This is a genomic window from Xenorhabdus szentirmaii DSM 16338, from assembly GCF_002632585.1.
GTDB lineage: Bacteria > Pseudomonadota > Gammaproteobacteria > Enterobacterales > Enterobacteriaceae > Xenorhabdus > Xenorhabdus szentirmaii.
Map to the genome: position 1 here is coordinate 36,316 of NZ_NIBV01000001.1, position 21,859 is coordinate 58,174.

The 21,859-nt window shown below is 39.8% G+C and carries 23 protein-coding genes and 1 tRNA gene; 13 read left to right on the top strand and 11 right to left on the bottom strand.

All coding sequences use genetic code 11. The features are described from left to right. Nucleotides 1-149 precede the first annotated feature (149 nt). Both Xsze_RS00240 and Xsze_RS00245 read left to right on the top strand, forming a co-directional pair. Entirely contained in the window at nucleotides 150-569 is a 420-nt protein-coding gene (locus Xsze_RS00240) for a hypothetical protein (RefSeq protein WP_038238279.1), read from the top strand. Between the two features lie 332 nt (nucleotides 570-901). Then, nucleotides 902-1,084, top strand: coding sequence for a helix-turn-helix transcriptional regulator (locus Xsze_RS00245; protein WP_038238282.1), 183 nt, complete (start codon nucleotides 902-904; stop codon nucleotides 1,082-1,084). 66 nt (nucleotides 1,085-1,150) lie between these two features. Here the strand turns inward: Xsze_RS00245 and Xsze_RS00250 are convergent. After that, a tRNA-Arg gene (locus Xsze_RS00250) sits at nucleotides 1,151-1,227 on the bottom strand. 192 nt (nucleotides 1,228-1,419) lie between these two features. On the opposite strand from Xsze_RS00250, the gene folD reads away from it, so the two are divergent. From folD to sra, 3 genes are all read left to right on the top strand, one after another. Continuing rightward, the gene (gene folD, locus Xsze_RS00255; protein ID WP_038238285.1) at nucleotides 1,420-2,295 is read left to right on the top strand and encodes a bifunctional methylenetetrahydrofolate dehydrogenase/methenyltetrahydrofolate cyclohydrolase FolD; all 876 of its coding nucleotides are present in this window, start codon (nucleotides 1,420-1,422) and stop codon (nucleotides 2,293-2,295) included. Next, the gene (ybcJ, locus tag Xsze_RS00260) at nucleotides 2,295-2,507 is read left to right on the top strand and encodes a ribosome-associated protein YbcJ (protein WP_038238287.1); all 213 of its coding nucleotides are present in this window, start codon (nucleotides 2,295-2,297) and stop codon (nucleotides 2,505-2,507) included. The genes folD and ybcJ overlap by 1 nt, the downstream gene beginning before the upstream one ends. Nucleotides 2,508-3,054: 547 nt before the next feature. After that, nucleotides 3,055-3,291, top strand: a complete 237-nt coding sequence (gene sra, locus Xsze_RS00265) for a stationary-phase-induced ribosome-associated protein (protein ID WP_071991780.1) — start codon at nucleotides 3,055-3,057, stop codon at nucleotides 3,289-3,291. Nucleotides 3,292-3,454: 163 nt separating this feature from the next. On the opposite strand, the gene cysS is transcribed toward sra, so the two are convergent. Further along, nucleotides 3,455-4,837 (bottom strand): cysteine--tRNA ligase, encoded by a 1,383-nt coding sequence (gene cysS / locus Xsze_RS00270; protein WP_038238290.1) that lies wholly within the window; start codon nucleotides 4,835-4,837, stop codon nucleotides 3,455-3,457. Between the two features lie 271 nt (nucleotides 4,838-5,108). Here cysS and ppiB point away from each other — a divergent pair, with 271 nt between their 5' ends. From ppiB to purK, 4 genes are all read left to right on the top strand, one after another. Then, a complete protein-coding gene (ppiB, locus tag Xsze_RS00275; protein WP_038238293.1) occupies nucleotides 5,109-5,603 on the top strand; it encodes a peptidylprolyl isomerase B in 495 nt (164 codons plus the stop codon). Between the two features lie 28 nt (nucleotides 5,604-5,631). Next, nucleotides 5,632-6,354 carry a UDP-2,3-diacylglucosamine diphosphatase gene (locus tag Xsze_RS00280; RefSeq protein WP_038238297.1) on the top strand — a complete coding sequence of 241 codons (723 nt, stop codon included), beginning with the start codon at nucleotides 5,632-5,634 and terminating at the stop codon, nucleotides 6,352-6,354. 187 nt (nucleotides 6,355-6,541) lie between these two features. Further along, nucleotides 6,542-7,042, top strand: coding sequence for a 5-(carboxyamino)imidazole ribonucleotide mutase (gene purE / locus Xsze_RS00285; protein ID WP_038238657.1), 501 nt, complete (start codon nucleotides 6,542-6,544; stop codon nucleotides 7,040-7,042). Continuing rightward, nucleotides 7,039-8,106: a 5-(carboxyamino)imidazole ribonucleotide synthase gene (purK, locus tag Xsze_RS00290; protein ID WP_038238300.1), complete on the top strand. Its 1,068-nt coding sequence runs from the start codon at nucleotides 7,039-7,041 to the stop codon at nucleotides 8,104-8,106. The genes purE and purK overlap by 4 nt, the downstream gene beginning before the upstream one ends. Nucleotides 8,107-8,179: 73 nt before the next feature. On the opposite strand, the gene Xsze_RS00295 is transcribed toward purK, so the two are convergent. The 7 genes from Xsze_RS00295 to Xsze_RS00325 are packed head-to-tail and all read right to left on the bottom strand — an operon-like array spanning nucleotide 8,180 to nucleotide 14,382. After that, nucleotides 8,180-8,791, bottom strand: coding sequence for a riboflavin synthase (locus Xsze_RS00295; RefSeq protein WP_038238303.1), 612 nt, complete (start codon nucleotides 8,789-8,791; stop codon nucleotides 8,180-8,182). A gap of 3 nt (nucleotides 8,792-8,794) precedes the next feature. Further along, nucleotides 8,795-9,580 (bottom strand): class I SAM-dependent methyltransferase, encoded by a 786-nt coding sequence (locus tag Xsze_RS00300; RefSeq protein ID WP_038238305.1) that lies wholly within the window; start codon nucleotides 9,578-9,580, stop codon nucleotides 8,795-8,797. Nucleotides 9,581-9,598: 18 nt separating this feature from the next. Further along, nucleotides 9,599-10,462 (bottom strand): beta-keto acid cleavage family enzyme, encoded by an 864-nt coding sequence (locus tag Xsze_RS00305; RefSeq protein WP_038238308.1) that lies wholly within the window; start codon nucleotides 10,460-10,462, stop codon nucleotides 9,599-9,601. Nucleotides 10,463-10,470: 8 nt separating this feature from the next. After that, nucleotides 10,471-11,070 carry a GTP cyclohydrolase II gene (locus Xsze_RS00310; RefSeq protein ID WP_038238310.1) on the bottom strand — a complete coding sequence of 200 codons (600 nt, stop codon included), beginning with the start codon at nucleotides 11,068-11,070 and terminating at the stop codon, nucleotides 10,471-10,473. Further along, on the bottom strand, nucleotides 11,070-11,510 hold the full coding sequence (locus tag Xsze_RS00315) for a bifunctional diaminohydroxyphosphoribosylaminopyrimidine deaminase/5-amino-6-(5-phosphoribosylamino)uracil reductase RibD (protein ID WP_141557220.1): 441 nt from the start codon (nucleotides 11,508-11,510) through the stop codon (nucleotides 11,070-11,072). Before Xsze_RS00315 ends, Xsze_RS00310 begins: the two co-directional genes overlap by 1 nt. Beyond that, nucleotides 11,511-12,860 (bottom strand): MFS transporter, encoded by a 1,350-nt coding sequence (locus Xsze_RS00320; protein WP_038238315.1) that lies wholly within the window; start codon nucleotides 12,858-12,860, stop codon nucleotides 11,511-11,513. Between the two features lies 1 nt (nucleotide 12,861). After that, nucleotides 12,862-14,382: a gamma-glutamyltransferase gene (locus Xsze_RS00325; RefSeq protein WP_141557221.1), complete on the bottom strand. Its 1,521-nt coding sequence runs from the start codon at nucleotides 14,380-14,382 to the stop codon at nucleotides 12,862-12,864. Between the two features lie 486 nt (nucleotides 14,383-14,868). On the opposite strand from Xsze_RS00325, the gene Xsze_RS00330 reads away from it, so the two are divergent. From Xsze_RS00330 to Xsze_RS00340, 3 genes are read left to right on the top strand one after another with little or no spacing between them, the layout of a single operon-like run. Next, complete coding sequence (locus Xsze_RS00330) at nucleotides 14,869-15,603, top strand: outer membrane protein OmpK (protein WP_244431795.1); 735 nt, start codon at nucleotides 14,869-14,871, stop codon at nucleotides 15,601-15,603. Nucleotides 15,604-15,657: 54 nt separating this feature from the next. After that, nucleotides 15,658-16,935 carry an MFS transporter gene (locus Xsze_RS00335; protein ID WP_038238319.1) on the top strand — a complete coding sequence of 426 codons (1,278 nt, stop codon included), beginning with the start codon at nucleotides 15,658-15,660 and terminating at the stop codon, nucleotides 16,933-16,935. Nucleotides 16,936-16,995: 60 nt separating this feature from the next. Beyond that, on the top strand, nucleotides 16,996-18,051 hold the full coding sequence (locus tag Xsze_RS00340) for an LLM class flavin-dependent oxidoreductase (protein WP_099138442.1): 1,056 nt from the start codon (nucleotides 16,996-16,998) through the stop codon (nucleotides 18,049-18,051). Between the two features lie 88 nt (nucleotides 18,052-18,139). Here Xsze_RS00340 and ybbP read toward each other — a convergent pair whose 3' ends face one another. After that, nucleotides 18,140-20,572 (bottom strand): putative ABC transporter permease subunit YbbP, encoded by a 2,433-nt coding sequence (gene ybbP, locus Xsze_RS00345; RefSeq protein WP_038238323.1) that lies wholly within the window; start codon nucleotides 20,570-20,572, stop codon nucleotides 18,140-18,142. Further along, the gene (gene ybbA, locus Xsze_RS00350) at nucleotides 20,569-21,255 is read right to left on the bottom strand and encodes a putative ABC transporter ATP-binding protein YbbA (RefSeq protein ID WP_038238325.1); all 687 of its coding nucleotides are present in this window, start codon (nucleotides 21,253-21,255) and stop codon (nucleotides 20,569-20,571) included. The genes ybbP and ybbA overlap by 4 nt, the downstream gene beginning before the upstream one ends. Here ybbA and tesA point away from each other — a divergent pair. Beyond that, entirely contained in the window at nucleotides 21,226-21,858 is a 633-nt protein-coding gene (gene tesA / locus Xsze_RS00355; protein ID WP_176553632.1) for a multifunctional acyl-CoA thioesterase I/protease I/lysophospholipase L1, read from the top strand. The genes ybbA and tesA overlap by 30 nt on opposite strands. The last annotated feature ends 1 nt before the right edge of the window (nucleotide 21,859 follow it).

Sequence of the window (21,859 nt, forward strand, 5' to 3'; positions counted from 1 at the left end):
CAATCCTATAAAATTATTTAATATCAATGAGATAATTAAATAAAACCAATTTTTATCACTATAGGTATGGATTTAACAGAACTTAGGTGATAATGTTAGTCTCATCAAAGTGATAGGAATAATCACCAAAAGATTAATAGCGAGGATTTATGAGTACCTTTATTTCTGGCACTACCGAGAAACCGACTACAAAACAAAAAAACGCCATAAGCATTAAATATATTATTGCAAATATCGCACAAGCAGACGTTTTGCACTCAGGAACAACACAGATCCCCTTTTTGGCAGACCCGCGTTTGAATTCATATAATAAGTACAAACACCGGAATAACTGCATGGATACAAAAAATAAAAAGGAATTCAAATATCATATACTGACGACCTATCTGGCCAGCCAAAAACAGACAAAGCCGGCTCCTTGCTATAAATTAGAAACTATCATCGATTACGGTTATGCGCTCTATAAGCGGAGAGGACGGTATATGTATTTAATTGATATCATCCCTATTATTAAAACAAAAAATAAAACACCATTGGCAATAAAAAACCGTTACACAACAAACCAATAAAATAAAAAATATAATTTTTATAAGTATAGAAACTTAATTACAGTGACTGCACTGGGGAATATTTCGATATAAATTTAGACCGGTTACACATAAGAAGAGAATATGAAATATATATTATATGAGAACTACAAAGCTGGAATAATTTTTCATACTGATATGATGAACGAGAACCTGATGTGGTGATCTACAACTAAAGATTAAAAAAACTCAAATGGTATTCCTCAGCACTGGACCGGAATACATCATTTTTGTGTGACGGATGTGAAGGTAACCACTGAAAAAGTTGTCAGGGTGGCTTTGGCAAGCAATTATCAGAAAGGAAGTAGTAAGTCATGGCAACGAGATACATTAGTCTTAAAGAAATGTGCAAATTGGTAGGGAAGAGCCATCCTACTTTGTGGCGGATGTGGGCAAAGAGAAACGAATTTCCAAAACCATCAAAGACAGAAAGCGGAATTTTTTTGGGCTGGCCTGAAGAAGTTTATGAAAAGTGGGTTAAAGAGAAAAATCCTTAAGACACCCATTAGAACACCTGCACTTCCTGCAGTATCTAGAAAAAATTGATAAGTTATTGATTTTAATGGTACGCCCTACAGGATTCGAACCTGTGACCTACGGCTTAGAAGGCCGTTGCTCTATCCAGCTGAGCTAAGGGCGCATTGCAATATGCAGAGAACTATCAACATCATTAATGCGTTGATATGAAAACGGATTATACGGGCATAATAGAATGAGTCAATGGTCTTTTCGCTCATATGCTCATTTTATGATTATCAATAAAACTGACAGGAGGTTCATGTTCTGACAAAATAGCGCCTATTCCTATACTTGATGGTGGAATCTTAAATACATGTCAGCACAAATTATTGATGGGAAAACGATTGCTCAGACAATCAGAAGCGAAGTTGCAGAAAAAGTCAGGTTGCGTATTGCCGCAGGAAAACGCGCTCCGGGTCTTGCCGTCGTTTTAGTGGGAGAAAACCCGGCTTCTCAAATTTATGTCGCAAGTAAACGTCGTGCTTGCGAAGAAGTCGGTTTTATGTCCCGCTCTTATGATTTACCTGATACCACTAGCGAAGCCGAATTACTCTCCCTGATAGATAACCTGAACGCCGATACAGAAATCGATGGTATTTTAGTTCAACTTCCCCTGCCTGCCGGCATTGATAATGTCAAAGTACTGGAACGTATTCATCCAGATAAAGATGTGGATGGTTTCCATCCTTATAATATCGGTCGTCTGTGCCAGCGCTCCCCAAAACTGCGCCCTTGTACCCCCCGCGGCATTGTAACGCTGCTTGAACGTTGTAATATCAATACTTATGGGCTAAATGCAGTTATTATCGGTGCTTCCAATATTGTCGGGCGTCCAATGAGCCTTGAGCTATTGTTGGCTGGCTGTACGACAACGGTAACGCATCGTTTTACCAAAAATCTACGCCAGCATGTTGAGCAGGCTGATTTACTGGTCGTTGCTGTTGGGAAACCGAATTTTATTCCCGGCGAATGGATTAAACCAGGTGCGATCGTGATTGATGTTGGCATTAATCGTCTGGAAAGCGGCAAAGTTATCGGTGATGTGGATTTCGATAACGCATCCGAGCGTGCCAGCTGGATTTCTCCTGTTCCGGGAGGTGTCGGCCCGATGACGGTTGCAACATTGATTCAAAATACCTTGCAGGCATGCGAGGAATATCATGATGTAGATACAATTGAAGGTTATTGATGGAAATTTTTAATTTAGATGGTCACCCTTATGTTGAATTGTGCGATTTGCTGAAGTTCCAAGGGTGGAGTGAGAGTGGTGCAGCAGCAAAGGCAATGATTGCTGAGGGAGCTGTTCACGTTGATGGGCAGGTTGAAACTCGCAAACGCTGCAAAATTACTGCCGGTAAGGTTGTTTCATTTAATGGTGATTCTGTTCGCGTTGAAGAATAACGTATACCAATAATATTTTTCAGAAAACAGCATGTTATATTTTTAATATGCTGTTTTTCCATATGAATTTATTTCATTAAGTGCAACACACTGTATAAACAGTAAAATTAATAGGATGGTATATTATTGTCACCTTATTAATTTTTAAGTAGGTTATATAAGATAAATAGCAATTTCATAATCAATACAAAAAATATCAATCCACATATAAATTAAATAAGAATATTAATTTTAAATGAATGTCATATTAATAATATGACTTTTTATTATTGCCTTTCAGAAAAAGCGGGGATCAATAAAGAAATTTCAAATCCTCCTCATCCAATTAAAACAGGAATAATAAAGATGAAAATCTGTGATGGATCGATACCCTATCGGTATTGCACAAGAATGTGGGGTGAAATTTGCTAGCTGCCGATTTTTCCGGTTTTATCCTTAAATATGTGATATTGGCGATATATTGATAAACATTCGTCCCAGCAATGTTTTTGTTTGCTAATAAGTTGCTATACTCAGAAACTTACGCACAACTGAAACGGAGTTAATTATGTTAAGTAATAGAGCTGCACGAAGGTTGTTAGGTTTGTCTTATACTGTCAGTAACTCTAAGCGTGGAGTAAAAGTTTCTCTTCTTAATCTTGCCTCCGGTGATAGCTCACATCAACTACCTGAGCATCTGAGCCACTCTTCCTTTGTTGCTATGAAAAGGCACTCGGTTTCTGGAAAAGTATCCTATCATTCAGGGAAAGCTTTCTATCCTGAGTATCTGAATGCTCATCGGTAAATCTGCCTGTTTTTATTTCGTTCACAGATTACGACTAAAAATATAGCTGTAAAAACGTGAATACAATAAAAACTGAACCGCCCATATAAGGGGCGGTTCAAAGGGAATTTCAGCAGCTAAACTTCAACGCCTGAATTTCGATACCTGGCTGTGTAAAAACCGGTTACTTACGACGCCAGGTTGTTCCCTGTGCGCCATCTTCCAACTCAATGCCCATCTCATTTAACTGATTGCGGGCAGCATCGGCCAATGCCCACTCTTTGTTTTTGCGAGCATCATTACGTTGTTTGATGAGTTCTTCAATTTGAGCAACGTCATCATCCACTTGTGCCCCACTTTGCAGGAAATGTTCTGGATCTTGTTCCAACAAGCCAAGAATTTTCGCTAACTCACGCAATTCAGCTGCCAGACCATTAGCGGCAACCTTATCTTCTGTCTTCAATCGGTTGATTTCACGTGTCATATCAAACAAGACTGAATAAGCTTCTGATGTATTGAAGTCATCATTCATCGCTTCCATGAAGCGCGCTTTAAATGCTTCCCCGCCTGTAGGCTGAGCCGATTTATCTGTGCCGCGCAAGGAAGTATAGAGGCGTTCCAGGGAAGTACGCGCCTGTTTCAGGTTCTCTTCCGTATAGTTCAACTGACTGCGGTAGTGGCCGGACAGCAAGAAATAACGCACAGTTTCAGCATCGTAATATCCGAGCACATCACGGATAGTGAAGAAATTATCCAGTGACTTGGACATTTTTTCTTTATCCACCATGACCATGCCGGAATGCATCCAATAGTTAACGTAAGGGCCATCATGTGCACAGGTCGATTGAGCAATCTCATTTTCATGGTGCGGGAACATCAAATCTGAGCCACCGCCATGAATGTCAAAATGATGGCCAAGTGTCTTGCTATTCATGGCAGAACATTCAATGTGCCAGCCGGGACGACCCGCCCCCCATGGAGATTCCCAGCTTGGCTCACCGGGTTTGGACATTTTCCACAATACAAAATCCATTGGGTTGCGTTTTGCATCTGCCACTTCAACACGGGCACCTGCCTGCAATTGCTCTAAATCCTGACGGGACAGCCGACCGTAATTTGGATTGGTATCAATGGCAAACATGACATCGCCATTAGTGGCAACATAAGCATGACCACGCTTAATCAATTCTTCCGTGATCTCAATAATTTCCGGAATGTGATGTGTTGCACGGGGTTCTAAATCCGGGCGCAGGATATTCAATGCATCAAAATCATTGTGCATCTCTGCCAGCATACGTGTCGTCAAATCGTCACAGCTTTCATTGTTTTCAATTGCACGCTTGATGATTTTATCATCTACGTCAGTGACGTTACGGACATAGGTCAGATCATATCCCAAGTAACGCAAATAACGTGCAATGGCATCAAATGCAACAAACGTTCTGCCATGACCAATATGACATAAGTCATAAATGGTGATACCACACACGTACATGCCCACTTTTCCTTCATGAATCGGCTTAAATTCTTCTTTTTGGCGACTGAGAGTATTGAAAATTTTTAGCATCAGTGGGTTTTCCGTAAAATTGATGTACGTGTAATAATTTCGTATGAATTTGCTGATTATAAGCTTCTTCATCAGCAAGATAAATAAACTAGGGCAAAGGGAAGCCAGACAAGTTATTTCACCTTGATATGAAATGCTTTGCAAGTACTGTCAGTTTACCTGAGCGGATACTCTTTCAGAATACTGACTCAAATTCTCAGATATGGTATAACTGCGTCTTTCCGAGCCCCTAAATATAGGGTCAACCAAAACTATTATTAGGATTTCTACTATGGTGACTTTCCACACCAACTTTGGCGATATTGTAATCAAGACATTTGCTGATAAAGCGCCTGTGACTGTCGAAAACTTCTTAAGTTACTGCTCCGAAGGTTTTTATGACAACACGATTTTTCACCGTGTTATCAACGGATTCATGATCCAAGGCGGTGGTTTTGAACCTGGCATGAAACAAAAAATGACTAAGGACCCCGTCAATAACGAAGCCAATAATGGTCTGAAAAACAGCCGTGGTACTCTCGCAATGGCACGTACCAATGATCCGCACTCCGCAACGGCTCAGTTCTTCATCAACGTTGTTGACAACGATTTCCTGAACTTCCGTTCAGAACGCCCGGATGGCTGGGGTTATTGTGTATTCGCTGAAGTTGTTGAAGGCATGGAAGTTGTTGATAAAATCAAAGCGGTTTCCACTGGCCGTAGCGGTATGCACCAAGATGTTCCACACGAAGATGTGATCATCGAACGTGTTACCGTTAGCGAATAATCACTGCCAGAACAGAATTAACCATAATATGAGTACACTGTTGATCGCAGATTTACATCTCAGTGAACAAGAACCGGCAATTACTGCCGGTTTTCTGCGTTTTTTGCGGGAAGAGGCAATCCATGCTGAGCGTCTTTATATCCTTGGGGATTTTTTCAATTATTGGATAGGTGATGACGATCCCAACCCTTTTCACACCAAAATCGCAAAAGCACTTTATGAACTGAAGCAAAAAGGCATTCCTTGTTATTTCATTCATGGCAATCGTGATTTTTTGCTTGGTTCTCGTTTTGCCAAAGAAAGCGGATTAATCCTGCTGCCACAGGAAACTGTGCTGGAATTGTATGATAAACGTATTTTGATCTTACATGGTGATACGTTATGTACCGATGATATCGGTTACCAGCAATATCGCAAGCGGGTTCATACTCCGTGGATACAACGCTTATTTTTGCTCCTTCCTCTCTTTATTCGTTTAAAAATCGCTGCCAAGATGCGTGCAGGAAGCCAGTCCGCCAATAGCAAGAAATCCGAAGAGATTATGGATGTCAATCAACAAGCTGTTGTTGAGTGTTTCAAAAAATATCAAGTCGACTGGATAATTCATGGGCATACCCATCGCCCCGCGATCCATGATATGAACGTGGATGATAAGACCGTATATCGTGGAGTATTAGGTGCATGGCATGAGCAAGGGTCAATGTTCAAAGTTACAAAAACATCCGTTGAGCTGATTTCTTTTCCTTTTTAATTCCCTTAATTTTTGGAAAAAATCACTAAATTAAACAACGCAAACGTTTTCCTTCCTGAATTGGCGTGATATGATCCATCATCTCAATATCATCTTTGTTCTGGTAGATATCCAATACAGGAGCATCTGAGTTATGACGGCCAGTCTTGATCCCGAAGCAACTATTACTTCCATCGCAGCAACAAAAATGCACCATAGTGCCAAAATCGCCATCGTCATGGGTTCAAAGAGCGACTGGTCAACGATGCAACACGCCGCCGATATTCTGACTTCTCTTGCGATACCTTTTCATGTTGAAATTGTCTCTGCGCACCGTACACCGGATAAGCTTTTTCATTTTGCTGAACATGCCAAGAAAAATGGTTTTGAGGTCATTATCGCGGGTGCTGGTGGTGCCGCACATTTGCCGGGCATGTTAGCCGCCAAAACACTGGTGCCTGTGTTTGGCGTTCCAGTACAAAGTGCTGCGCTGAGTGGCATCGACAGCCTTTACTCTATCGTTCAAATGCCAAAAGGTATCCCAGTGGGAACGTTGGCTATCGGTAAAGCAGGTGCAGCCAACGCGGCGCTATTGGCCGCACAGGTATTGGCTTTGCATGATAATGTTCTGTTTCAACGCCTGTCAGACTGGCGCCAAACACAAACTCAGGATGTCTTGGATAATCCTGATCCGCGGGAGGAAGTATGAAACCTGTTTGTGTATTGGGAAATGGTCAGTTAGGCCGAATGCTGCGTCAGGCGGGAGAACCGCTGGGGATTGCCGTTTATCCCGTAGGGTTGGATGCAGAGCCGGAAGCCGTGCCTTATCAGAGCAGCATTATTACCGCTGAAATTGAACGTTGGCCGGAAACACCGCTGACTCGGGAGCTTGCTCATCACAAGGCTTTTATCAATCGCGATATTTTTCCACAACTGGCCGATCGCCTGCCGCAAAAACAACTGATGGAGACGTTGGGATTGGCGACAGCCCCTTGGCAACTGCTTTCCGATCCCAGCCAATGGCCCCAGTTATTTGCTGAGTTAGATGACTTTATTATCGTTAAACGCCGGACCGGTGGCTATGATGGGCGAGGCCAATGGCGAATCCGCCCCGGTGATGAAACAAAATTACCCCCTGAAATATACGGCGAATGCATTGTAGAACAAGGCATTCCATTTTCAGGGGAAGTGTCTTTGGTTGGGGCACGTAATGCGCAAGGTGAGTCTGTATTTTATACGCTGACTCATAATCTGCATCAGGAAGGTATTTTGCGTACCAGTGTTGCGTTACCTGATGCAGATAAGACATTACAGCAACAAGCAGAAAAAATGCTCTCTTCCATTATGGATCACCTAAATTATGTCGGTGTAATGGCAATGGAGTGTTTTATTGTTGGCGATCGTTTATTAATTAACGAACTGGCTCCGCGTGTTCATAATAGCGGCCACTGGACACAAAACGGGGCGTCAATCAGTCAATTTGAGCTTCACTTACGGGCTATTTTGGATCTGCCCATGCCTCAACCTGAAATTTTTTCGCCCTCAATCATGATCAACCTGATTGGCACAGAAATAAATACAGAATGGCTTAATTTACCGCTGGTTCGTTTACATTGGTATGAAAAAGAAGTGCGGCCAGCACGCAAAGTCGGGCATCTAAATCTGGTTCATGCTGACAGTCATATATTAAAAGCGACATTACAAAAATTAATTCCGTTAATGCCTGAAGAATATCAAAGTGGGCTGGAATGGGTACAACATAAGCTGGGTTAAAGAACATCACAGAGAAAGCGGTAAGCCATACTTTATGCCTTACCGCTGGGCGTTCTGGATATATCAACAATTTTTATTTTTTTGACAATGTTCTAGAGAACGTATCCACAATTGTTCGCGTCATTTGATCTATCTCGTAATTGAGAAAACTACCGATCTTAATTTTGCTGAGGTTAGTCATTCTTAAGGTTTCAGGGATCAAGTTTAAAGCAATTGTCTTGTTTTCTTCATCAATGTCATTAATGGTTAAGCTACAACCATGAAGACCAATAAAACCTTTCAGGAAAAAATATTTAATATTGTCTTGAGGGATTTGAATAACTAACCGATACGTTTCACCGATTGCAGTAAATTCCAAGACTTCAGCCATTCCCTCTATGTGCCCATAAAGACTATGCCCGCCATTCTCTTTATTCATCTGATGTGAGCGTTCGACATTCACCTCATCTCCAACAGAAAGAAACTTTAATGTTGTATTATCAGCGGTGAAATCAGAGATATCAAAATAGACGCTATCTTGATTAAATTGGGTGACAGTCAGGCATGTGCCATCAATGGCTATACTCGCCCCGATTGTGGCATCATCAAAAAAATGATTTTCATTACTAACTGTTAATGTAACAAACCCATTGTTTTTTATTAGTGATAATACCTTTTCTGTACCTTGTACAATACCCGTATACATAAACTATCCTTTTTTCTGAAGTAAGAATAATCCTGTTGAATAGGAAACCTTATGTTCGTTAGATAGATACTTATTATAGAGTAATTGATAAAAATCGTTAACTGCCTTTTCTTGATCCAACTTAGAAAATTGCTGATATATAACAGAACCACTACCTAAATGCCAATCTCTGAAATCATCATAATTAGAAAAATCAATAGCCTCTTCGATTCTGTAGCTTTTTAATATATTGAAGTCTTCAGTGAAAGCTTTAAACTTATCACTATTAAATCTATAATCATCAAAAACTACTGGCGGTGAGACAGGTGGATATTTCTCTCTTACAACATCGAGTACTTTCCCTTGAATATCTTTTTCACCGCTGAAGAAATTAAAATCAAAAGCACATGATAAAAATAGTTTACCATTCGGTTTCAAAAATTTAAAAATTTTATCTATTACTTCTTTCTCTTTTGGAATAAACCAATGTAAACAGGCGGCACAAATGATGACATCATATAATTTCATTTCATAATTTTCGTAATTCAAAAAATCACTGACTATAAAATTAATCTTTTCATCTTTATGATTTTCACTTGCAAACTCAACCATATCCTGAGAAATATCAATACCGAGATAACTACTTAATTCATTATTTTTTATAAATTTTAGTGAATTTCCTGTTCCACAACCAATATCCAGGACATCGCCTTTTATCTCAGAAAAGCCCAATAATAATTCTAAGCACTTTAACTGTAATTTTTTAGATGTGCGCTGATATCCTTCAGGTTTAAACCATACATTTTCCATCACTAACTCCTCAATACTTTACTGAAGCAACCCATAATGACCATGACCAGATGCCAATCCAAGTTTTTTCCTAACATCAGTAGGATGAGCTGGAGACATTTCTAATTCATCTGCTAATCTAATAACTCTTTTAACCAAATTTTTATTAGATGCTAAAGTCGTTTTCTTTTTGTCATACCAAATATTATCTTCTAAGCCAATTCTAACTCCGTATCCAGAAGATAAAGATAATGATGTGGCTTGTAATTGATAGCTCCCTAATCCCGCAAATGAACACGTCACATTATCGGGTATATTTGATAATATTGCCGATATATTAGAAAAGCTGCTTTGCGCACCTGCAATATTACCAAGAAGAATATTGGCATAAACATGCTTTGGCAATAATTCTTTCTTTGCTAAAAAATGAATATAATTAGCCATGCCAGTATCAAATATTTCAACTTCTGGCGATATTGATTTTTCTTTCATTGTCGCGGCCAGAAATTGTATTGTCTCTGGTGCATTTACACTGGCTTGATTAATAAAGTTTAAAGAAGATAGGGTTAAGCTCCCCATATCAGGCTTGAGATTACCCTCTAATTGTAAAGGTAATGCTCGTTGATGAGGATCAGATACGTTCCTTCCACTCAAAGAAACACAAATGATAATCTCTTTATTATACTCCCGAATCCCTGAAATTATTTTTCCATAAGCTTCATCGGAAACGATAGGTTGCCCTGTCACTTGATCTCTGGCATGAATATGCGCCATTGAAGCGCCGCATTCCGCTGCTTGTAATACATCCTCAACTATTTCACTTACAGAAATAGGGACATGTTTATTGGTTTTTTTCGTCGGTATCATTCCTGTTGGTGCAAAATTTAATATAAACTCTCCCATAAATACCCTCACTGATTAATATTTATTGTATGAGATTTCTTTTCAACTTTACTTTTTAAATATTCTCTATTTTCTTTAGTGACATAAACTCCAGTTGGAATAACTTCATTGACATTTACACCATTAAGTGTCAAGCAATCAACTTTTTCCGGATTATTTGTTATCAAGTCCACTGAATTAATATTTAATGCTTTCAACATTAAGACAGCATCATCAAAACTTCTCAAATCATCTTCATAACCTAAAATTTCATTAGCCGTAAATGTGTCAATGCCTTTACTTTGCAAATCATAAGCATCTATTTTTGGATATAACCCAATGCCTCTTCCTTCTTGTCGTAAATATATGATTATCCCATTGCCTTTGAAATCTATTTTTCTTATGGCTTCTTGTAACTGAAAACCACAATCACACCGATGAGAACCAAAAACATCGCCGGTTAAGCATTCTGAATGGATTCTTATTAAAACTGGATGTTCTCTTTCTAATTCACCGATACTAATTGCAAAATGCTCACTATCCAAACCTGAAAAAGTGATAAACCTAGTTTCTTTGGATGTATTTTCAATTGGAATAATAACACTATTTCTTACTCTAATCTCTTTCATTAATTTCTCCACAAATATTTACTAAGAAAAGCTTCTGTTTCTTCTTTTATTAATCCCACATGGGTACAAATACCTTTTAAGCGCAATATATCAATACCTTTTCCATTGTTTTTAGAATGTGTATCTATCATACTGACAAAAACCTTTCTAAAATTACACTTAATGATACTGTCCACACAAGGAGGGGTTTTACCATAAAAACAGCATGGTTCTAACGTGATATAAATATTACATTCATTCAATGATAACTGAGATGTTATATTTTTTATTGCCATGATTTCTGCATGATCACCACCATATTTTTGCGTAAACCCTTTTCCTATAATGATATCTTTATGTGTAATTACAGCTCCGACAGGAGGATTTGGCAAACACACCGGTAGAGCTTTTTTTGATTCACTTAATGCTGCCCTCATAAAATGCTTATCTAAATCTCTCAATTAAACAACCTCACTTTTAATAAAAAATGAATTAATAAAAGGAATCAAAAGTAAAATGCATACTATTGATATATAAACATATAAATACATTAAACCATTTTCATTAAAATTTATTACAGTAGATAATAACGCAGGTATCGATTGACCAAGCATAGCATTTAATTGCATTACTGAATTGTTTAATGTATTGGCTTTATATAAGTCTTCTTTTTTTATTTCATAAAAAGCAACCGATGAATAACCTAAGAACTGGAATGATCTTGCTATGCCGTGCATGAAGCATAAAAAATAAACAAATATTGCATCATTATATATTTCTCCATTCAAAAAACATAAAACAGAGAAGAAGGTCATAAAAGACGATACGGCAAAATAAAACTTGACGTTCTTTGTTTTAGATAAAATCCGAGCAGCTATCGGTTTGGCTAAAATATTCCCGATAAAAATAAAAACAATGCAAATCCCACTCATTAGAGGGGTATAGTTAAAAATAGAAATCAATGATAAAACCAAAAAAACAGGGAAGCAATAAATAGCAACTCTAAAAAAACCACCATAAACAATATTCATTTTAAAGAAATGATTCGATAATAAATTAGAATCAAGTATTTTATTCTTACACTTTATAATAAGGTGTAGAAATAAAAATGCAGCACAAACCGATAACAATGCTAAAGTAATATAATCATTAGTTGCAAGTGCAAAAAAAGAAAAAATAGAGAATACCAACCCAAACCAAATTGAATATGATAAAAGATCAACCTTGTCGCTATCTTTAAATATCACCCGTTCATTTGATAACCATTTTATAGATATCATCAAAATAAATAATGACAATATTAAAATGAGATAAAAGATAAATCTCCAACTGTAATTTTGGGTTATATACCCACCAATAATCGGCGCTACAACAGGAGCAAAAAGCGCTGGAAAAATTAAGTATGTCATTACAATAGGAATATTTTCTCTTTTTGTTTTTCCTAACACGAGTGTTCTGCCTATAGGAACAACTAAAGCGCTGCCAAAGCCTTGCAGTATTCTACTTATAGATAAGTGATAAATATTATCACTGATACTACATAAAAAAGAGGCTATGAAAAAAATCATCATTCCCAGAATGAATTTTTTTTTCGCACTTGTTCTGGAAAAAAAATTTACACTAAGAGGCGTAAATATTGCTAACGAGAAAATATAAGACGCTATTGAAATCGTCGCTATTCCTATCGGAACATTCAAATCATGTGAAATATCTATCAAAACCGGAGTGAAGATGGTTGCATCCAAAACCTCTAAAAAAAATGCAGCGGATACAATAAAGATATCTATCTTATTATTAATACTTCGACTCATTTTAATAACCTAATGCTATGCCATGACCTCTGGGGTCTGATACGGAAAAAAGTAACCCTGTTTTTTTATTAATACCTGCAAGTTGAACTACGCCTAATTTATTACTAAGACCTTCAATACTCGTAAATAAATCATCAACGCCCTTTTTTTCTGTTAAATATGTGACTTTATTCGTTTTTGCATGATACCCCAAATTAGCGAACCTAGGCTCGGCCACCGCCTCATGAGGCTGAAATTTCTCAGCAATTATTTTGTTGATTACAAAAGATAAAGTTTGGGATTGAACGGGGCCACCCGCGGTTCCTATCACAAAATTCATATCATCTGATTCTACAATAATGCAATTATTAGTATGTTTTACCGGGGATTGGCTCTTAAAATCCTCTTTTTTTCCTTTTTCATTAAAAGCATAACATCGATTGGACAATAAAATACCTGTATTTTCCACCTCAAAAAGTGCTCCTAATGGAGTGAAAATTGAATTAGTGATACCAATCAAATCACCCGATTGATTCACGCCAGCAATAAAAATAGTATGGCTTTGCTTATGCCTGATATCTCTTTCATCTAAAAATTCATTTTCAGCCTTATCATATAAGGCTCTGGCTATTTCGTTGATCTTGTCTTCATAATTTACTATATCAGATTTTATACAATCTGCTGCATCCTCTACATAGGGTGTTAATTTACAAATACTTTTGTAATCTATGTTTTTAGATTCCATAAAAAACATTTCATAGATTTTCAAAAATAAAAATAATTCCCTCCAAGGACTATTTGCACCATGACAAAATACCTGACTACCCAAGAAATTGATTTTTTTAACTTCACTATAATTAGGTTGGAAATCTATATAGTCGGATTCATCATATAATCCTTTATCATATTTTGCCAATTGATGATAAACCTCATCACCCAACTTGCCGGTATAAAGATCCATAAATCCAACTTGAGAGATTCTTTTTATTGTATGAATCAGTGAATGATTTATACGTTGTTCACCAGCAAATAATCGCTCCCATTCACTTATCGTTGTCATTGGTGAAAACTCTGATTTTGCTTTATCGAATAGCGATTCCAAGCCGGGTAATTTGATAAACCCTTTGTTAAAATCATCTCTATTTAAGCCTTCTACAATTCTCACTAAGTCAATATTCTCTTCCTTGACTAACGTATCAAATGCATAAGGCGCGCCATAAACCATTGTACTATAAACCCCTCGCCTTGGAATGGCATCCAATCCTTTCTCTTGATAAGACTCTCGGTTTTGATACTTGCCCGTTTTTCCAGTTCCATTAATAATAGATATTCTGCCTTTATTTTTTTTTATTATTATCGCATCTCCACCAAGACCACATAGATGTGGCAAATTAAAAAATAGAGATATTCCAATTTTTATTGCACCACTATATAAACAAAAACGGTCCTTTCCCTCCATTAGGCATTCATTTATTCCTGATAAAGTTGATTTATAATGAGGTGATGAGAAACAAACAGAATGACCAAAAGCGATATTAGACACTACGCATTACCTTATTTAATTAATACTAATGATAGAATAGGTGATAATACAAATATACCTTTATTTAATTAGACAATATCACGAATAGTCGAGCAGACAATATCAACAAAACAAATTCCGTGAGAAACCTCTCAAATAAATAAAAAAATTAACAATATTATAATAACACCCAAAATATAACACATCACTAATAAAAATTAAGAAATAAATTAAAACCATGAGGTTAAAATAAGATGCAATATAAATAGTCCCATAGTGATTAATTAATTATATTATGACATTATTTTTAATTAAAAACCTTGACACGAATCCTTTGCTATTGAATAGTACACATTTAATCCTCTAATAAAAATGGATATTTGAATGTTATTTTTCATTGATAAACATATAATTAGAAACCTCTATTTTCTCTTTGAGACGCGTTATAGAAAAAAATCAATATTACATACTCTAAAAACCACCACTTCAAACTTAGTCAGTTTATTAATGATATTATTGCTTACGGCAAATAATGCCCAAGCAAAAGGCTTTGTCAATTACCAATCCATTGACACCAGCCTTTATTTCCAATTTGAAAACAAAATCGATCCCCCAAAAACCATCTCCCCCATTATAGAGGCGTTTGGCGATTATAAAATCGGTGATATGTATGTCTACAGCATTTGGCAAAATTCACTGCAACATGATTATAACGGAGATAAAAGCACCTATTACTATAAATTTGTTCCCCGACTCAGTGCCAGCAAAATCACAGGATATGATCTCTCTTATGGGCCATTGAAGGATGTGTTATTTTCTCAATGGATCGCCAAAACCAAAAACATAAAGCACGACTATTTCCTTGGGGTCAGCCTTGATTGGCAAGTCGCTGATTTCAGTTGGCTGCGCACTATCTTTTATTTTGAAAATAACGCCAAAGGCAGTTGGAACGATCAGCGTATTCATATTGATTATGGAGTGCCTTTCAATAACCGATTGGGCGATTTTCGTATCGTCGGCACGCTCGATTACACATTGGGGCGACGAGATAACCCTGAGATGATCGAATTCAAACCTGAGCTGCACTATGACTTAGGCAAACAATTGGGGTATGAATCAGGTCATCTATGGACGGGGGTTGTTGTGACTCTTGGTAAAAATAAGTACAAAATTAAAGATTCTCCTTACTTCCGCACAAATCAATTTAGCTATGGGATGTTTATTCGATACAGCTTTTTCTAATAAACACTTAAAATAGTGCCGTTTTTAATGGTTTATATCCTTGATGAGGTCACAATGTCCAACCAACACGACAAATTCGGACGTACTTATCAGTGGTTTTTGCTGATACTTTTAGGCATGGTCTATTTTTTATCCACAGCAACAACCTTTACGTCACTCGGTGTTGTCTTGCCAAGTATGATTGCTGAACTGGATTGGAGCTGGACTAATGCAGGCCTGGGTTTCACTTTGCTTGGCCTGACATGCGGGCTGTCCAGTTTCCTGCCAACCGTATTTATACGCAAAGTTGGGATTCGCTTTACGCTATTTATCGGCTTACTGATTTTTTTGGCAGGTTTTTATCATCTTTATAACACTCACGAAATTTCATCCTATTTTATCGGCACAGCGCTGATTGGTGTTGGTTTTACCTTTTTAGCTACCGTACCGGGCACTTATGTCATTTCACGTTTGTACGAAAAACAATCCCTTGCCTTTGGGTTTTATTTTACGATTGGTGGATTGGGTGGCGTGATTGGCCCATGGATCTATTTTCTGGCAACCCGAGTCTGGGGCACATGGCGGATGCACTGGATGATTTCCGCAATTGTGCTGACTATTTTCGTTATCCTGACAATTATTACACTTCAGGAAGGAAAACGGGAAATCGCCCATGCCAAGGCGGTGAATCAAAAACATAACAGTCAGGATACTCCCAGCATTTATCGCACTAAGCAGCACTGGACGGTGCACCAAGCATTGCGGACATGGCAATTTTATATCATCGCAGCAAGTTACACAGCCTTTTTATGGTGCGGTATTACGGTCAATAGTTTTGCCGTTGCCCATATTATCGAAAATGGTTTCAGTGAAGCCATTGCCGCAGGGTTATTGAGTTCAATGGCCTTTATCAATGCCTTTTCCCGATTAGCCGGTGGTGCAATCGGTGAATGGGTCGATCCCAAAAAATTACTGATTGGTAGCCTGACTATGATTATTTTCGGGCTGATTGCATTGAGTATCGCTTCGTCATGGGTATTTCTAATTACATTCGCCCTATGTGTCGGCATGGGATATGGCGTAACTTTTCTCGCGTCCAGTGTGTTGCTGGCTAATTATTTTGGCCGTAAGCCTTATCTGGAACTGTTTTCAATCATGAATCTGATTTCCACGTTGGCTTGTCTGGCCCCTTTCTTTACCGGCGCCATTAAAGATTATTCCGGCAGTTTCACTTCCGCATTTTTAATCATCATTATTCCTGTAGTTATTGTTATTGTCGCCACTTTGATGATGAAGCCGCCTGTTCAGAAACTGAGAAAACCATCTGAGCATGACGTTCAATTTACTGAATAGGGATCAATTTATTATATAGAAGTCAACGAACTGAAATAACTCACAAACAAGGAAATGATCATGTCGAAAAAAGAGTTCGGTGTATTTCTGCCCATTGCCAACGGTGGATGGATAGTTTCCAAAAACACGCCTCCATTAGATGCGTCTTATAAACAGAACCGTGAGGCTGCGATTCTGGCCGATCAAATCGGTCTTGATTTCATTATGGCAATAGGAAAGTGGAAAGGTTTTGGTGGTGAAACCGATCATTGGGGAACCTCTCTGGAATCCGTTACGATGTTGTCAGGCATTGCTGAAGTCACTCATCGTGCGAAATTGATCGCAACAGTTCATGCCGGGCTGCATAACCCGGCTGTTACCGCCAAAATGATTACTACGCTGGATCATATCAGTCAGGGACGTGCAGGCCTGAATATTGTTTCCGGCTCATTCCGGGATGAATTTGAACAAATGGGCGCATGGGATGGCAGTTTGGATCATACCCAGCGCTATGCTATGACTGCTGAGTGGACGCAGCTTATCAAACGGCTTTGGCGTGAAAAAAAGGTGGATCACGAAGGCGCTTATTTTCATCTTAAACAATGCGTTTCTGAGCCTAAGCCCCTCTCAAAGCCTCGTCCTTATCTGTTTTGTGCAGGCCAATCTGAACGAGGGCTGCGCTTCAGTGTACAGAATGCAGATGTTTGTTTTATTGGCGGCGGAGATGAAGAAGATACCCGAAAAATCAGTTTAAATGCCAAGCGTATCGCTGCTGAGTACAATAAAACCACCAAAACATTCAGCTTGTGCACGATTATTTTCGCCGAAACGGATGCCCATGCTGCAACCCTCGCCCAATTTTACCGTCAAGGCGTGGATGCTGAGGGGGTCAAAAATATGATGAACAGTTATGGCCTTGATACAACCGGAAAAACTATCGCGATGGTTGAACGTTCCAAGCATGCTTTTATGACTCAAACGATTATCGGAACGCCTGAAAATTGTTACAAGCAACTGGCAAGTTTAATGCGCAACTGTGAGCTAGACGGAATGATGTTGATATTCACCGATTACATCAAAGGATTGAAGATGTTTGGTGATTATATGCTTCCCAGATTCAGAGAAGAATTTGCCTGATAATATCTGGTCATGATTTCCGGCAACGGGGAGATTTTGATTCCATATCTCCCCGTCCGACAGGTTTTTCGGCTTGTTCCGGCAAATATCAATCAGGTAAACGCCGGTAATGCCCTTTACCATGCAATAATCGGATACCCAACCAACCGCCACATAATGAAAGCATTAAGCTGCTGATAACAGGAAGAAAAATCCACATCAACCATTGCGGGTGCCATGGGAAATGGAAAACCTGAGTCTGCAATAACCAAAGGGCAATTTCTGCACCAAATGCGGCAGCGATGCCCGCCATCAAACCCAATAATGCAAATTCACTCCACAATGTGCGACGCAATAGTTTCTTGCTCGCACCTAATGTGCGGTATACCACCAATTCAAGTTGGCGCTGGCTCATGCCAACCTGAATTTGTGCCAACAAAAGCAATGTGCCACATATCATCACCAGAAAGACCATAATTTCCAATGCCTTGCTGACTTGCTGCAAGATACCTTGTAATTGCTTAAGTATTGAGCCAATATCCAACACACTGATGGTCGGGAAATGGCGGTTAATTTCTGTCAGCAATTGGCCATTGCCCTGATAGTGAAAGCTGGTTAACCACATGTGAGGATAGTTTTCCAACGTCTCTTTCGCAAAGATGAAAAAGAAGTTTGGATTCACACTTTCCCAATCCACTTTACGGATACTGCTGACCGTAGCATGAAATGTTCGTGTATCTCCCGTAAATGCCAGTTGATCACCGACATGAATTTGCAATCGCTCAGCTACGCCTTGTTCTATGGAGACTTCATCCGGCTTTGGCGGCCATGTTCCCTCTACAATTGTATTGAAAGGCGGCAGTTCTGATTTCCATGTTAAATTCAGCTCACGGCGTACTGTACTACTGTTGGGGTGCCTTTTATCCGCCCATTCAATCGCTGATTGCTGATTCACCCCGGTTAAGCGAGCCAATATAACAGGATAGAAATCAGTGGGTTTCACCTGATGCTGGGTGAGTAATTCATTGACTTGTTCAAGTTGTGGCTGAGCCATGTTAAGCAGGAAATAATTCGGGCTATCCGGTGGCAATTGTTGTTGCCATTGATTCAATAAATCTCCTCTTGCCATGACAAGCAACGCCAGCAACATAAAGGACAAAGAAAATGCAGCTAATTGTGTCATGGTCTGGAATGGGCGACACAACAAGCGGTTAACGGCCAAACGTAAACTTAGCTGGCGGAATTTTATCCTGCGCAGTAACCATAATCCTCCCCAGCCCAATAACGCCAGTAACAATGCAACAATGGGTATTCCTGCCAGCAATGACCATAATAAGGGATTAGCCCCTGCCAGCAGGACCAATCCCCCCGTGATAAGCAGTGCAACGGCCGGCAGGTAGTAACGTAATGGCCAGATAGATGCAGTGACACCATTTCTTAATACCCGCGAAGGCTGGGTTGCCATTAATTGGCGGTAAGGGCGAATTCCCACGAGAAAAGCGATGCCAAATAAAGCGCCCATTGCCCAAACCCAAGGCCACATCCCCGCCTCTGGCAGCATTTTAGGCAGCATTCCAGCCAAAATTTGAACCAAGGCGGTTTCAAAAATTAAACCTAACGCAGCCCCTACCACAATCGCGGCAAGCATTATCACTAACCATTGCCCGATGATCCATTGGCGCAAGGCCCAACGCCCTGCTCCCAGCGTTTTCAGAATGGCAATCAAATTATGCCGGCTACGGCAATAATGCGACATGGAAACCGCCATTGCAGCAACAGCCAGCAAGAGTGTCAACAAAGATGACAATAGTAAAAATTGCTGTGCCCGTTCAATGGATTGTGCCAATACACCATTATCCTGTTTCAGGGTGAGCCAACGCTGGTCGGCTTTTAATTGTGGTTCAATCAACTGCTGAAAGGATTGGATTTCCACCGGTGATCCCGAGAACATATAGCGATAGGTTAACCGGCTTCCGGGCTGGATCGCCCCTGTCGCTTCAGCATCATCAATATTAATTAAAATTCGGGGAGAGATTTGGAATGGGCTGAAACCGCTATCAGGCTCTTGCAGTAATTCCCCGCGAATTCTCAACATGGTATCACCCACCTCAAGGTCATCGCCAACGTTAACCCCCAGCAATGTCAGCAGGCGGGGAGCCACCAGCACAGTACCTTTTTCCGGTTTTAACCCTTTCGGATTGGTTTCCAGTTCTCCGTACAACGGATAACGATCATCCGCGGCTTTCACATCCGCCAATTGCGGAATATCTCCCGCATAAGTCATGGTTGAAAATGAGATCTGGCGACTTAATACCAACCCTTTTTCATGAGCCTGTTTTAACCAAATTTCATCAACGGGATACGAAGCCCTTAAAACCAGATCACCCGCCAGAAAATCACGGCTTTGGTAATGCACACTCTGGTCAATACGATCACTAATACGCCCCAATGCCAATACGCAAGCCACAGCCAAGGTTAAGGATAACCAGACAATCAGCAGCGAGGGAGTACGCCACTCCCGCAAAAACCAACGCCAAATCATGCTTCCTCCCGCAATTTTCCATCTACCAGATGTAAACGGCGTTGGCATCGGGCTGCAAGTTGGCTGTCATGTGTGACTAAAATCAAGGTAGTGCCGTAATCGTGATTAAGGGAAAACAGTAAGTCAGCAATACGATCTCCCGTCTGTCGATCAAGGTTCCCAGTCGGTTCATCTGCAAACAGAATTTTTGGCCGTGTACAAAATGCACGGGCCAAAGCAACCCGCTGCTGCTCCCCCCCTGAAAGCTGGGCAGGCATATGTTTGAGACGCTTGCCCAATCCCAGTTGTTCGAGCAATTCTATGGCTTGCTGGCGGCTTTGGCTTTCCGATTCACCACGCAACAGCGCCGGAAGCTGAACATTTTCCAATGCGTTCAGTGTCGGTATCAACATAAATGACTGGAAAACAAAACCCACGCTCTCTGCCCGCAGTTGTGCCCTCTGCTCCTCATTCATCTGAGTGAGATTCTGCCCCAGCAAATGCACTTCCCCACCGTTGCCATCATCCAATCCCGCAATAACGCCAAGAAGCGTTGATTTTCCTGACCCTGATTCACCAATCAAGGCAATTGTCTGTGCTGGCTCGACAATCAGCTCAACACCTTGCAATATATTAATTATCTGTTCCCCTTGACCAACATGTTTAGTGAGATGATGAACTTCAAGAATACTTTCTACAGCCATGTATTTTTCCTTTTATTATCAGTGCTATTTAGTGCCAGAGCAGCGGCGGCAGATACACTGCTGATATTGGGAGACAGCCTCAGTGCCGGATATCGCCTGCCCGTTGAGCAATCATGGCCTGCTCTGATGGCAAGGCAATGGCAAAAAACCGGTAAAAAAACAGTGATTGTCAACGGCAGTATCAGTGGTAACACCGCTTCACAAGGACTTGAGCGCTTGCCTGAATTATTGAAGCTGCACAATCCCAAATGGGTTCTACTGGAGCTTGGTGCAAATGACGGATTACGGGGTTTTCCCCCCCAAAACATAGCGCAAGATTTACAACGGAATATTGACCTGATTAAACAAGCTGGTGCACAACCGTTATTAATGCAAATTAGGATTTCCCCCAATTACGGCAAGCGCTATACCGACGCCTTTGCAAAAATCTATCCTATGTTGTCAGAACACAACCAAATTCCTTTATTGCCATTTTTCATGGAACACGTTGTTATCAAACCAGAGTGGATGCAAGATGACGGGATACACCCGAATCAATCAGCACAACCTTTTATTGCTGATTGGATGTCCAATCAATTGTCTGGTTACATCAACCCTTCTTAAG

Excerpts from the sequence above, each read along its gene's own strand:
- Xsze_RS00240 (WP_038238279.1), top strand. The coding sequence starts at position 150 with ATGAGTACCTTTATTTCTGGCACTACCGAGAAACCGACTACAAAACAA.
- Xsze_RS00245 (WP_038238282.1), top strand. The coding sequence starts at position 902 with ATGGCAACGAGATACATTAGTCTTAAAGAAATGTGCAAATTGGTAGGG.
- folD (WP_038238285.1), top strand. The coding sequence starts at position 1,420 with ATGTCAGCACAAATTATTGATGGGAAAACGATTGCTCAGACAATCAGA.
- ybcJ (WP_038238287.1), top strand. The coding sequence starts at position 2,295 with ATGGAAATTTTTAATTTAGATGGTCACCCTTATGTTGAATTGTGCGAT.
- sra (WP_071991780.1), top strand. The coding sequence starts at position 3,055 with ATGTTAAGTAATAGAGCTGCACGAAGGTTGTTAGGTTTGTCTTATACT.
- cysS (WP_038238290.1), bottom strand. The coding sequence starts at position 4,837 with ATGCTAAAAATTTTCAATACTCTCAGTCGCCAAAAAGAAGAATTTAAG.
- ppiB (WP_038238293.1), top strand. The coding sequence starts at position 5,109 with ATGGTGACTTTCCACACCAACTTTGGCGATATTGTAATCAAGACATTT.
- Xsze_RS00280 (WP_038238297.1), top strand. The coding sequence starts at position 5,632 with ATGAGTACACTGTTGATCGCAGATTTACATCTCAGTGAACAAGAACCG.
- purE (WP_038238657.1), top strand. The coding sequence starts at position 6,542 with ATGCACCATAGTGCCAAAATCGCCATCGTCATGGGTTCAAAGAGCGAC.
- purK (WP_038238300.1), top strand. The coding sequence starts at position 7,039 with ATGAAACCTGTTTGTGTATTGGGAAATGGTCAGTTAGGCCGAATGCTG.
- Xsze_RS00295 (WP_038238303.1), bottom strand. The coding sequence starts at position 8,791 with ATGTATACGGGTATTGTACAAGGTACAGAAAAGGTATTATCACTAATA.
- Xsze_RS00300 (WP_038238305.1), bottom strand. The coding sequence starts at position 9,580 with ATGGAAAATGTATGGTTTAAACCTGAAGGATATCAGCGCACATCTAAA.
- Xsze_RS00305 (WP_038238308.1), bottom strand. The coding sequence starts at position 10,462 with ATGGGAGAGTTTATATTAAATTTTGCACCAACAGGAATGATACCGACG.
- Xsze_RS00310 (WP_038238310.1), bottom strand. The coding sequence starts at position 11,070 with ATGAAAGAGATTAGAGTAAGAAATAGTGTTATTATTCCAATTGAAAAT.
- Xsze_RS00320 (WP_038238315.1), bottom strand. The coding sequence starts at position 12,860 with ATGAGTCGAAGTATTAATAATAAGATAGATATCTTTATTGTATCCGCT.
- Xsze_RS00330 (WP_244431795.1), top strand. The coding sequence starts at position 14,869 with ATGATATTATTGCTTACGGCAAATAATGCCCAAGCAAAAGGCTTTGTC.
- Xsze_RS00335 (WP_038238319.1), top strand. The coding sequence starts at position 15,658 with ATGTCCAACCAACACGACAAATTCGGACGTACTTATCAGTGGTTTTTG.
- Xsze_RS00340 (WP_099138442.1), top strand. The coding sequence starts at position 16,996 with ATGTCGAAAAAAGAGTTCGGTGTATTTCTGCCCATTGCCAACGGTGGA.
- ybbP (WP_038238323.1), bottom strand. The coding sequence starts at position 20,572 with ATGATTTGGCGTTGGTTTTTGCGGGAGTGGCGTACTCCCTCGCTGCTG.
- tesA (WP_176553632.1), top strand. The coding sequence starts at position 21,226 with ATGAACTTCAAGAATACTTTCTACAGCCATGTATTTTTCCTTTTATTA.
- ybbA (WP_038238325.1), bottom strand. The coding sequence starts at position 21,255 with ATGGCTGTAGAAAGTATTCTTGAAGTTCATCATCTCACTAAACATGTT.